The organism is Bacteroidota bacterium (genome assembly GCA_030706565.1).
In the GTDB taxonomy this organism is placed as follows: Bacteria; Bacteroidota; Bacteroidia; order Bacteroidales; family JAUZOH01; genus JAUZOH01.
In genome coordinates this window covers 1-13,170 of record JAUZOH010000079.1, presented here as the reverse complement: position 1 = coordinate 13,170, position 13,170 = coordinate 1, and the positions used below count along the sequence as shown (strand labels likewise).

Genomic DNA, 13,170 nt, shown 5'->3' with positions numbered 1-13,170 from the left:
TGTCGTTGAAGCTTGTAAAATGCTTGAAGAGGAAGGAATTTCTGCAGCCCATTATGATATGCGTTTTCTTAAACCGATTGACGAGAAATTATTGAACGAAATATTTGCCAATTTCAAACGGATAATCACCGTTGAGGATGGGACAATTGTAGGCGGTCTGGGCTCAGCAATACTTGAGTTTATGAATAATAACCGGTATCATTCCGAAGTAGAAGTTTTAGGTATTCCTGATGAGTTCATTGAACAGGGAACCCAGGCACAGCTTTATAAAAAATGCGGTTATGATGCGGAAGGAATCTATAATGCAGCAAAAATTTTAGTTAAAAAAATCACATTGTCGAACGTCGGCTAAATCCTATGAATAATCATAATACTCCATCAATTTTAATTATTTATACAGGCGGAACCATTGGTATGGTTCATAATGCAGAAACGGGAGTGCTTACTCCTTTCAACTTTAAGCAAATATCCGACCAGGTTCCTGATTTAAAGAAATTTGGCTACAATTTATTCACCATTGCCTTTGACCCACCTGTTGATTCTTCAAACATCAAGCCTCAACTCTGGACCCGTCTGGTGGAAATTATTGAAGATACTTATGACACTTATGATGGTTTTGTCATTTTGCATGGAACAGATACCATGGCTTTTTCAGCCTCTGCTTTAAGTTTCATGTTGGAGAACCTTCAGAAGCCGGTGATTTTCACCGGTTCTCAACTTCCCTTGGGTACAATACGCACAGATGGAAAGGAAAATCTTATTTCGGCAATTGAAATTGCAGCTGCTACCCTTAATGGAGAGCCTCTGGTGCCGGAAGTTTGCATTTACTTTGAAAATAAGCTGCTTAGGGGGAATCGCACGACAAAGAACAATGCCGAACATTTCAATGCCTTTCAGTCGTTCAATTATCCGGCTCTGGCCCAGGTTGGCGTGCATATCAAATACAAAACCCCTTTAATCAATTATCCGACCAAAAAGTTAAAACTGAAAGTTTACAAGGAGCTCGACAATCATATTGCCATCCTGAAAATATTTCCGGGTATTTCGCACCGGGTGGTTGAATCAATCTTTGGCATTAAGGGCTTGCGGGCTATTATTATTGAGACCTTTGGTGCCGGAAATGCCCCGGTTGACCCATGGTTTATCGACGACATCAAGTATGCCATTAAAAAGGGCCTGATCATTCTGAATATAACCCAATGCAATGCGGGCAGTGTGGAAATGGGCAGGTACGAAACCAGCCTGGAATTGCTTAAGTCCGGTGTAATCAGCGGATATGACATGACTACCGAAGCGGCAGTGACTAAACTGATGTTCCTTTTGGGACGGAAATTATCCACTGAAGAAGTGAAAGCCTATATGGGCCAATCAATTTGCGGGGAAATGTCTATCATGAAAGAAGATTACTAAACGATTTTAAGAAAAGGGGGCAATAAGTTTGGCAATAAAGAATATTTAGATATTTTTGCATTTCGTTTTGAGAAAACAAATTTCAACAAGCATCAAGGAGAGATGCTCGAGTGGTTGAAGAGGCACGCCTGGAAAGCGTGTATACGTCAAAAGCGTATCAAGGGTTCGAATCCCTTTCTCTCCGCAAGAAAAAACAAAAGGACTGCACAAATTGTGCAGTCCTTTTTTCATAGTGCGCCGGTATTGGCGATACCCCTTCAAAACCCGCCAATTTTACAAAAATAAAATATTGACGCTTTGCTTATTTATAAAGATGTCCCATATCGCTATAGGCCGGGCACATATGGGGAACAAAGTTACCAAAGGTATACAGCAGCATGAATTCATGTGAGCCGGCATTATTGCTTCTGATCGGGTTTAGCCCATATTCTAAGGCATAGGCAAATCGTAGCCTGGCCGTGTTATAACCTATAAAAAGTATGCTATAAGCCCCTTCCTTAAAACTTTCTCCCATATTATTGCGCAAAGACAAGCCTCCCCAGAATTGTCTGTTATTTTTTTCAGGGAGGTAAACTTTTAAATTGGCATCCAGTTGCCAGTCCTTTTGTTGATCAAATTTTGTGGTTATTGAAGGTTCTATAACATACCTGTACCGGTTATTGAAGGATTGGCCCATTTGGAGAAAGAATGTGCGTTGCGGAGAGTAGATATTGTTGGTAGTTTGAATAAGATTAGCACAAGATAAGCCAGAGAAAAAATTCTTATTGGTAAAATAAATTCCAAAATTTCCATTAGGGCTAAAGCTTTTTTGTTCTGTGCCGTTTATTAAAGGATCTTTTCCTGCCTGCATGAAACTACTTTCGTCAATTTTGCGCTGAAGTCCGGTCACTGATAATCCAAATGACAAACGCTTATTTTTATTTCCTAAGTATTTGTTGCTTAAATATATATGATAGGCATAGGTCAATTGGAATCCCATATTACTGGTATTTCCGTTTTTATCACTATATACATGCCCGCCCAGGCCGACATTGCCAAAGCCCTGATGGTAACTGATCAGATTGGTTTGGGGGGCATCTTTTATCCCCAGCCACTGGGAACGGTTCATGATTTGTAGTGCTCCACTTCCAGCTATGCCTGCTATAGCTGGATTGATGAGGTAAGGATTAAGAATATACTGGCTGTAAAGGGGCAGTTCCTGAGCTTTAACAGAAAGCGAGATGAAAATAAAGAATATATAGATTAATTTTCTTTGTACATTCAGTGCTATCATTCCTGACATTTTTATTGAACTAAAGTGAAGTGACCGGTATATATTTTACCATATTTTTTAATGATTATTTTATACCAATAATCATCTGGAGGCATTAATTGTCCTTTACAACGTCCGTCCCATTCCGGGTCTTTCCCTTTGTAAGTAGTCAATAATTTTCCAAAACGGTTAAAAACGTAAATCTCGGCATCGGGGAACAGATTGATATTCCCGATCACCCAAGTATCATTATATCCATCTCCGTTGGGCGTGAAGAATTTTGGAATGCTTAATGGAATTTCATTCACTGTTAAATTTAAAGTGGCTGTACTATCGCAACCTGCTGCATTGGTTAAGTGTTCCGTATAAGTGCCCGATAAGTAATAATCTTTATCATTCCATCTGTAGGTTTGCCCCTGATCTATAGTATCCTTCAAAAAGAAGCTGGTCGGTTCTTTTACCGTCAGGATTAAAGTTGCCGAACTGTCGCAACCTTCTTTACTAATCAAATGAGTAGTATAAGTTCCTGCAGTATTAAAGGTGCCACCATTGAAGTCATATTTTTCTCCTTTACAGATGGCTTCATTATCTGTTGTGCTATCTGGTTGGATTACCTTTAAATTCAGTTTGGCAACGCTGTCGCAGCCTTCAGAATTGGTTAAAACAGCCGAATAAAAACCTGTTTTGTTATATCGCTGCCCGTTAAAACTATAATTTTGCCCCTGACAAATAGTCGCATTTGTAGTTGAAGTTGTACTGCTGCTTTGAGCATAAGTATTTTTTGTTATATCAATGGGCGTGTAACGGTTATTGATATAGGCAGAATAAATGAGATTTTGCTCCGTTCTGGCTCCGGTTGCAGCGCCAAATCCATAAAAAACATTTGCGCCATTGAAGTATGAACTTAAATTGTATTTGATATTCAATACCGGATTTGTTGGGCGGTTTGGCATATTACTAATTCTAACCTGCAAATAGGTTCCATCATAATCGATCCAGGAATATTTAAGTTTCGAATCTGCTAAATTATTTACACCTGCTTTAGTTAAAGCAGAAGCAGAAGCCACTAATGATGAACATTTTGTATAATTCTCATTTGCTAAATGATTTACGTTACCATTAATATCTATGGCAATATGGTTATTATCCGGATCATTATTAGGGGCATTATAGTAGGTATCATATTCAATGGCAATAGATTTACCGGGCATACCTCCATATCCCATTCCACCTCCTGTACCTCCATAAGCATTTGAATTTTGTTGAATCATAAAGGTCATTCCATCAGCACGGCAGGTTGGACAATTTAAAGCGCTGGAAGATATTTTAAAACAAAAAAATACACTGAATTTAAAGTCGCTTGAATTACATATTTTCCCAATCCAAAATATTGTACCTGCTTGATATTGCTTCTCTGCAGTTAATTGCATAACATTATTATTGATTACAAAACTGGTTCCGTTTAGCTGCCAGTTTGATGCATAAACTGTACTGAAATCTGGCGAATATATTGCTATGGGATTATTAGTCGCATTTGTATAAATGCATAAAAAATTGAATAATCCGAATAGACAATAGAAGTATGACTTTTTCATTATAGTCAGTAGTAATTCAGCCGTTTAGTTTCTGATATTTTTAACATTTGGAGAAAAAGTAAAAGTAATGTTTCATCGGACTAATGTGAAATGACCGGTATATTTTTTATCATCTTGATGAAGAATTATTTGATACCAGTAATCGTCGGGAGGCATCAATTTTCCATTGTAATACCCATTCCATCCCGGGTCCTGGCTTTTATAATGAGCCAGTGGTTTTCCATAACGGTCGAAAATGTAAATCTCGGCATCGGGGAACAGATTGATTTTCCCGATCACCCAGGTGTCATTAAATCCATCTCCGTTGGGCGTGAAAAATTTGGGAATGCCTAATGGAATCTCATTCACCGTTAGTACTAAAGTCAGGGTGCTATCGCAACCGGCTGCATTGGTTAAATGTTCGGTATAAGTTCCCTGCTGGGAATAATCATTACCCTTCCATTGATATGACTGGCCCTGGTCTATCGTATCCTTTTTAATAAAACTGGTGGGTTCTTTTACCGTAAGAATTAAAGTTGCTGCACTGTCGCAACCGGCTGCATTGGTCAGATGAGTGGTGAAAGTGCCTGCGTCGGCATATTCTTTCCCATTGAAATGATAGGTATTGCCCCGGCACAATGAGGAAGTTGTCATGGAAGCAGATGGTTCCCTGACACTCAGAATCAGATTGGCCGTACTGTCGCATCCCAAGTAGGTATGCAGATGAGCAGTGTAATTTCCCGCGGAATTATAGTTGATCCCGGCAAAATTATAGCTGTTACCCCTGCAGATACTGGCATTGGATGTTGAACTTTGCGGTTTCCCAACTTTTAACACTAAAGTGGCTGTGCTGTCGCAACCGGCCGAATTTATAAAATGTACGGAGTAAGTGCCGGAAGTAGCATAGGTTGCTTTATTGAAATCATAACTTTCACCCTGGCAGATATTGACATTTGTTATGGAACTGCTTGGTTGATTGACTTTTAAATTTAAAGTTACGACACTGTCACATCCCGCTGCATTCGTCAAATTAAAAGTATAAGTCCCCGGGTCTGAATAAAAACCGATGATGAAGTTAATGCTTTGGCCCTTGCAGATCGAGATATTTGTCGTAGACTTCGTGGGTTGGGCAACTTTCAATATCAGGGTGGCTGTACTATCACAGCCGGCAGCATTGGTAAGGTGAACAGCATAATTTCCCGTTGTATCGTAAGTGCTGCCGTTGAATTTATAGTTTTGCCCCTGGCAAATCGTCGCTTTAGTTGTTGAACTACTGGGCCGGGCTGTTTTTAAAATTAATGTTGCTGCACTGTCGCAGCCCTCTGCATTGGTTAAATGAACATTATAAGTCCCTTCTGTTGTATAGGTTTTTCCATTAAAGCTGAAGCTTTCACCCTGGCAAATTGTTGTTTTAGTTATGGAACTTGTTGGTTGAGCTACTTTCAGATTCAAGGTGGCTGTACTGTCGCAACCTGCCGAATTAGTCAGATGTACCGTATACGTTCCCGCTGAAGAATAGGTTGATTTGGCAAAATTATAGCTTTCGCCCTGACAGATCGTTGCGCTCGCCGTTGAGCTTGTTGGCTGGTTCACTTTCAGATACAGTATAATGGTGCTGTCGCAACCTGAGGAATTCCTCAGAGTTTGCGTGTAAGTTCCGCTTTCGGTATACAGATATCCGTTTAGCGTATAATTTTTACAGGCTGATACGCTGAGTGTATCAGACGTCTGACTGTTGTTGGAAATGGTGAGATGGAGAATAATGGTGCTGTCACAACCTGCAGCATTTGTTAATGTCTGCGTGTATTTCCCGCTGGATGTATATTCCTGGTTGTTTAAGGTGAAGCTGCTGCAGGCGGTTCTTGTCAGTTCATACAACGTCGGTTTGTTTATTACCAGATGTAAGGTTATTGTACTGTCGCAGCCGACCGCATTGGTCAGGATCTGGGTATAATCCCCGCTTTTCGTATAAGTTTGGCCATTAAGGGTATAGCTGCCGCAGGTTTTCATTGCCACTACACTTGAGGTGGGGTATTTAACCGTTATAAAGACAGAATCGGAATTTGTATGATTATTAAAATCAGTTACTGTAACGTGGATCCAGTTGCTTTTTCCCGGCCGGGTTGAAATCACTGAAGAATCCTTTCCTCCGCAACTCCATAAGTATTTGTATGGAGCAGTACCTCCGCATGTTTTTGCAGTAAGTACCACTGAGTCGCCCTGGCATATCTCTTTTTTATCAGCACTCAGGGATATGGGCAAAATATACGAGGTGTTTATATCTCTGACACAGCGGATGGATAATCCGGTGTTTTTATCATTGCTGTCAAAAATTTGGCTGCCATTCGTGCTTGAGGTTTGTCTGAGTATATAGGTCACGCAATTGTATTCCAAACCTCTGCTGATAAACCCGTTGGCATCAGTGGTTGAATTCCACCAAAAACATTCATTGCCTGAATAGTCAAATTTCCCGTTATAACTGCGGGCTCCACTGGGAAGGGCTGTAAACCCGCTTTTATTATTAGATGTTGGATCATTCCCCGGAGTTCCTAAGGTAGTACATATTGTCCATCCTGTTGCGGAGGCTAAAGATTTGGCGCTTTGCGTAAGATTATTGTTATAATCATACCCATTTTTATCAAGATAGGAGGTTAATTTTCCCCAATCATCACTGGTGGGTACACGCCAGTTAGCCGGGCATAAATTGTCTTCGCTTACGGTGTACCAGTTGTATAGCAATCCATATATATTTTTATACTTCGGGTTATTATCATAAACGCAATAGGCTCCTTTCGTGAGATTTGTCCAGGAGGTGTTATCCGTTACATTGGGAATGGGGGTACCATCGTTGTATTGGGTGGTTTTTAAATTTTCGGCCATCCATTCCTGATTGCCAATTACTACGGTTTTATAAGTATTGCCTTCTATGTCGGTCACTGTTCCCTTAGGATTGTTGTTGACTATCGTTTTGACTTTAATGCTGTTGCTCGTGACAGTGGTTGGTGGAATACAGCCTCCGGCATTGCTTACCATGGTGCAGTTTACCACATCATTATTTGATAATGATATGGAAGAATAGGTATTTCCTCCTTTACCGGTGTTTGCACCATTAACATACCACGTATAAACCGGATTGGTGCCCCCGTTGGTAGGTGAGGCTGTAAAGGTAACGGATGAACCTTCGCATAGGGTTTGGGAATTGGAACTAATGCTTAAGGCTAAATTGGATGTTTTGACGGAAACGAGGATTGAATCCGGTTTTGAAGAGCATCCGTTTATGCTCGCTTTTACAAGGTATTTACCCGTAAAATAAGTCTGTGCATTGTTGATGACAGGATTCTGCAGATTACTGGTAAAATTATCAGGTCCGGTCCAGCTATAGGTAACTCCCGGTATGGTTGATGCTTTCAGGTTAATCGAACTATTTTCGCAAACAGGACTGTTACTCCCGGCAACAGGCGTTGCCGGTGCGGCTGCTTGCCTTACGGTAACTGTTCCATTTCCGGTTGAGGTATTGCCACAGTGGTCTGTTACGGTTACCTGATATGAAGTAGTGGATGTTGGCGATACATTTATGCTGCTGGTTGTTTCCCCCGTATTCCATTTGTAGCTGTAAGGGGGTACTCCAAAGTGGGCTGTTGCCGAAATTTTAGCCTCTTCCCCTTTACAAATGGAAGCTGAGCTTACACTATCCACTTCAACGGTATGCCCTTCAAGCATCACCACAAAAGGCTGGTTGGCCATAATGTATGAATTACTGCATGTGGTGCTGCCCCCGCATATATTGTTGAAAAAGCCCAGGGTAAAAGTGATATTCTGTGAAGCGCACGAAGGTGAAGGCATACAGTTAAGAAAATATGGGCTGATATCGGCAAACTTTCCCCTGGTATCGGTAGTTCCCGGAGAATTATAGGCTTTTGTACTATCCGGATTTGCCCCGCAATTAAGTTTGCAAGAACCGGAAGATATGGACCAGAATCCATTGCGGTTAAGTGCCTGACCTACTGTCTGAAAACCAAATTTAAAATATACCCCCGTGATGGTTGAGGCCACCGGAGTAGGTACCTGTAAGCTATAGTTACAGGAATTGTCAGGACTGCCACAATCCATGGATCCGCTGATTTCTGCCTGGTCTATCCTGTTGGTTGTTGAAACCAGCGGGTCAAGAATGACGCTTCCCTCAGGTAAATACTTATTCAGGTATGATGATTCGATGGTTAATGACAGTTCATTATCTGAAAGCGCATAGTTTAGACTGGTTAAAGTACCGGCGGCATTGTTTTCGGCATAAACAATGGCCGGGCTCAAGTGCAGTGCATTTTCTCCGTTTACCCGGTAGTCAGCTTCACTGGTACTTGCAGTTGGCGTAAAACCATTGATAAAGCTGCCTTCAAATTTATCCTTGAAAACAAGGGCGTCAAATTGAGGAAATTCGTTTTTGCGAAGGATAAAGCTTGTTTTGATGGTTCCGCGTCCTGCTTTCATTTCCATATCTATACCCGGGAAGATGCCCGAAATATATAGCCCGTCGTCACCTGCTGTATAATGCGACCAGTCTGCATTGGACAACAGGTTGTCCTTACCGTTTTTCCTGCCAAACAGGCTCCAGTTGTTGAAATAAACAGTGCCCTGCAGGCTTTTGATATAGGCTTTTTGTCTGCTGGCATCAAAGCCTACCGGCTCTTCCTGGTGGCTTGCTTCAAACCTGTTATTGCCTTTTGATTCCAGACGTTCATCAATGGTGAGCCATTGGCCATTTTTCTGATAATGCAAAGCTCCATTTGATTCTACCTGGTAGAATTTTGTGTCATTGTCTTCGTCAACAAAAAATTTGCTGTTTTTTGTCCGCTTTTCGAAAATCTCAACGGCTTTTTCCGAAGGATAGTACTTATCTATGAAATCATAATCGGGATGGTGGATATAAGCCTGGTTCCTTAGTGCCCATTTTCTGTCTGGTTTTCTGCAGCTTATGGAAAAAGAATTAAAATTTCGTCGTGAAACAGATGTAATGGTGCCCGGCCCGGTTAAGGCATTTGCTGATGACCTGTTTGTGGTTATTCCTGTTCCTGCTGTTGTTCCTTTAAAATTTACCTGTGATTCAACAATATTTGATGGGTTGATCTGACAAAAAATTACAAGTGTTAGTATCTTAAAGATATTTTTCATTATTTGTCCAGGTTGTTTCAGTGAATAAGCAGTTGAATATGATCAGGTAGCGGTTAATTTTTATTTTTTTATCCTTAGATTTTTATGAGCGGATGGTTTAAATTATAGTGTTAATTGATTCTGCCAAAAGTACAGATTTTGTACTAATTCTATTCTCATTTGGTTCGAATGAATTATATTCATGATCAAAAGTTAAGTTAGGGGATTTAAACTAACTTTTTCAGCTGAAAGGCGTAAGCCAATATTTATTAATTTATTCAGGAGGTGAGACTAAATGGAAATAAGAAAAACAAAGCCGGGTGAACTTAAGGCAATCATTAAGATATATGAAGATGCGCGTTTATTTATGCGGGAAAATGGGAATCCTGGCCAGTGGGAAAATGGCTATCCTGCTCCAGAATTATTAAAAAAAGATATAAAAGGCGGAAAAAGTTATTTATGTGTCGATGCTGATAAAATTGTGGGCACTTTCTTTTTCGATCAGGGAACAGAGCCAACCTATGCAGTTATTTATGATGGGAAATGGTTGAATAACAATCCCTATGGAGTAATTCACCGGATTGCGGTTGCAGAACACAATAAGGGTGTAGCTACCTTTTGTATGGAATGGTGCCTGAATAAATGCAGGAATTTAAGGATTGACACACACCGTGATAATATTCCAATGCAGAAACTGCTCAATAAAAATGGATTTTCGTACTGTGGTATTATCCGTTTACAAAATCAGGATGAAAGACTGGCATTTCAAAAAAGTATAGACTAAGTTGAGCTTAATAAAGATGAAAGTCATATAGAATTGCATTAAAGAAGTTGATTTCATTCAAATCTTTATATGCAGTATCCGGTTAGAGTTGTGGTGGTGGATTGAGCTGAATGCCAAAATATTACAATCCGTTTTTCCTCAAAATCATAAGAATCTTCTCTAAAAAGTGATGGTGATGTCTGATAGATAAGTGAAATTTATAACTTAGCAGTGTTTTTAATCTAACAAAAATGCAATCTATGATGCGCCAAAATTATTTTATAGCCGCAATACTTTTGTTTTTAAGCATTGCTGTCAATGGACAGGTGAATAATCGACTGAATTTGGATTTCAGGAAACTTGAAAATACCCATGACATCAACCTTTCAGATTGGGGCCCATATTCCAAAGAATATGGAGGGATTTCGCATATTCCCAGTATGAAGAGTGGTATCCGTTTCGATGTTTCGGTATTGCCGGGTTTTTATAGAAGCAGGACCCTGGTTCCCAGTGTGCTTTTTGAATCGGCTTATTATCCGTGGGATATTAATCCGGACCTGTCAAAAGTTACCTATCGGTACGAATTGGAATGGAAAGATAAGGTTTTTGTTGATGTTACTTATTCCAGGCAGGATTCTAATACTATATTGTTAGGCATGCACTGCGTAAACAATACTCCTTTGCCCCAGGATCTTGTACTGAACATTATGGGTTCTGTGGCTTATCCCGAAATTTACCCCTCGGTAAAAGCCCAGTTTCCAGAAGGCGTACAATGGATTAATGCCATTAACTACAATCATTTAGACCATGCACATATCTTACCGGCTGATGACCTGGTTTCTGACGGATGGATACGGTCTGAAGCGCGAAGTAATGATTATATCGGAGGGAGCGCAGTAGCTAAGGATTTCGGAAAAGATAAAGGTGACAAAGTGAGTTATTCCATTCCTGTTTCTGATAAAATAACTAACGGACTAATACGTATCCGCTACCGGATGAAAAAAAATAAACAGGTTTCTTTAGTATTAAAAGGACTGGCGGAGCAAAAGCTCACTTTTACCGGAACGGGTGAATTTGAAATAAAGGATCTTCCATTTTCCTGCACAAAGGCTGGTAATTATGAGCTGACCTTTGAATCCGAAGGCGGAAGCGGCATTGAGTTAAATGGTTTTTTTGTCGGTTCGGAAGCCGATGTGAAAAAAATCACTATTACACCTGTTGAAAAGAAATTTATACCAGAAATTAATGTTAGCGATGATAAAAATATCATCTTGAAATACCCTGATGTAGACAATTATTATGGAATAGCCTGGGCGTTTTCACCATATATGGTCAGGGAAGTATTGAATGATGAATTGGATATTTTCTTCCGGAAGAAAGTACAGGACCATGTGAGTCAAAAACTCATTGGTAACAGCATGGGGCATTATTCGGACGTGTTTTTGCGCCCTGTAGAACTGGCCTCCATGCAAGATACCACCATTTATGCCTTAATATGCAATGGTTCCTTGGAAAATGTAAAAAAACAGATTTCTACATTCTCAGGCCATCCCAGTACTTTTACTTCAAGGGTAATCCCTTCGGACAGTGGATATAAAAACATATTGCCGGAAGGGGGAAAATATGTTTTTAGCCAGAAGATGATGAAGACTGCACTTATGTCGAATATTGTATATCCGATATATACTCAGAAAAATTACATCAGGCATTTCACGCCCGGGAAATGTTGGAATAGCCTGTACACCTGGGATGACGGATTTGTTGCATTAGGGCTCAGTGAGTTCGACCCTGATCTCGCCACACAATGCCTGAACACCTATACTACACCGGTTGGGAGCCAGTCAGCTTTTATTCACCATGGCTCTCCGGTACCTGTTCAGATGTATGCCTTTTTCGATTTATGGAACAAGACTCAATCCAAGGAATTGTTGACCTATTTCTATCCGCGGCTTAAGCAATATTATGAATTTTTAGTGGGTAAATTAGGTAGTTCAACAACCCGGACGATGAATTCAAATTTACTTAAAACCTGGGATTATTTCTATAATTCAGGGGGATGGGATGATTATCCGCCCCAGAAAGCAGTTCATGACCAGCATTTGGAGAACAATGTAACACCCGTCATTACAACTGCCCAGTGCATAAGGGTTGCCAAGATTCTAAGAATGGCTGCAGGATTACTGTCATTTAACAATGATATTAAGAATTATGATCAGGATATTAAGGTATTTTCAAAAGCCTTACAAATTTATTCCTGGGATAAACAAAACGGTTATTTTAGTTATGTGGTCCATGATGTAAAAGGCAATCCGGCGGAATTCTTCAAAAACAAAGCTAGCGGTGAAAATTATAACATGGGGCTTGACGGGGCTTATCCTTTGCTTTCCGGAATATGCACCCCTGAGCAACAGCAAATATTGCTGGATAAGATATTCTCTGAAAAACACATGTGGACCCCTTCAGGAATTTGCGTAGTTGACCAGTCGGCGTCTTATTATAAAAAAGACGGTTACTGGAATGGTGCAGTCTGGATGCCCCATCAATGGTTCATGTGGAAAACCATGCTCGATCTTGGTCGGGCCGACCTGGCCTGGAAGATCGCTCAAAAAGGCCTGGATATCTGGAAAAATGAAACGGACGATTCCTATTATACTTATGAACATTTTTTGGCGAAAACGGGAAAAGGCGCAGGATGGCATCAATTTTCGGGATTGTCGTCCCCGGTTCTTTTGTGGTTTTCGGCTTATTATAAACCCGGAACGGTAACTACAGGTTTTGAAGTGATGATCAAAAAACAATCCTTTGATGCTTCTTTTTCAAAATATGAGTCTGTATTGACTTTTGATAAGGCCACAACGGAACATGGCCGGAGTATTATTGTCTGTATGAACCCAGGCTATGCATACAAAGCCAGTTTCAATGGGAAGAAACTAGAAATAGAAAGCCCTTATAAAGGGCTTCTGCAGATTAGTTTGCCTTCAACCAACAAAGACGGGAAGTTGGTAATTGAACCGCTTGGAAGTTAG

7 protein-coding genes and 1 tRNA gene are annotated in these 13,170 nt (G+C 40.4%); 5 read left to right on the top strand and 3 right to left on the bottom strand.

What is annotated here, in order from left to right:
* The 3 genes from Q8907_06115 to Q8907_06105 form a co-directional block, all read left to right on the top strand.
* The coding region (locus Q8907_06115) for a transketolase C-terminal domain-containing protein (protein ID MDP4273840.1) at window positions 1-352 on the top strand (352 nt) is incomplete at its 5' end.
* A 5-nt stretch (window positions 353-357) separates the two neighbouring features.
* A complete protein-coding gene (locus Q8907_06110; protein ID MDP4273839.1) occupies window positions 358-1,410 on the top strand; it encodes a type I asparaginase in 1,053 nt (350 codons plus the stop codon).
* A gap of 96 nt (window positions 1,411-1,506) precedes the next feature.
* Window positions 1,507-1,594, top strand: a tRNA-Ser gene (locus tag Q8907_06105).
* Between the two features lie 117 nt (window positions 1,595-1,711).
* On the opposite strand, the gene Q8907_06100 is transcribed toward Q8907_06105, so the two are convergent.
* The 3 genes from Q8907_06100 to Q8907_06090 form a co-directional block, all read right to left on the bottom strand.
* Window positions 1,712-2,683, bottom strand: coding sequence for a type IX secretion system membrane protein PorP/SprF (locus Q8907_06100; GenBank protein MDP4273838.1), 972 nt, complete (start codon window positions 2,681-2,683; stop codon window positions 1,712-1,714).
* A gap of 11 nt (window positions 2,684-2,694) precedes the next feature.
* Entirely contained in the window at window positions 2,695-4,257 is a 1,563-nt protein-coding gene (locus Q8907_06095; protein ID MDP4273837.1) for a T9SS type B sorting domain-containing protein, read from the bottom strand.
* A 72-nt stretch (window positions 4,258-4,329) separates the two neighbouring features.
* Complete coding sequence (locus Q8907_06090; GenBank protein ID MDP4273836.1) at window positions 4,330-9,402, bottom strand: FISUMP domain-containing protein; 5,073 nt, start codon at window positions 9,400-9,402, stop codon at window positions 4,330-4,332.
* A gap of 274 nt (window positions 9,403-9,676) precedes the next feature.
* Here Q8907_06090 and Q8907_06085 point away from each other — a divergent pair, with 274 nt between their 5' ends.
* Window positions 9,677-10,165, top strand: a complete 489-nt coding sequence (locus Q8907_06085) for a GNAT family N-acetyltransferase (protein MDP4273835.1) — start codon at window positions 9,677-9,679, stop codon at window positions 10,163-10,165.
* Window positions 10,166-10,404: 239 nt separating this feature from the next.
* Window positions 10,405-13,170: a glycoside hydrolase gene (locus Q8907_06080; GenBank protein MDP4273834.1), complete on the top strand. Its 2,766-nt coding sequence runs from the start codon at window positions 10,405-10,407 to the stop codon at window positions 13,168-13,170.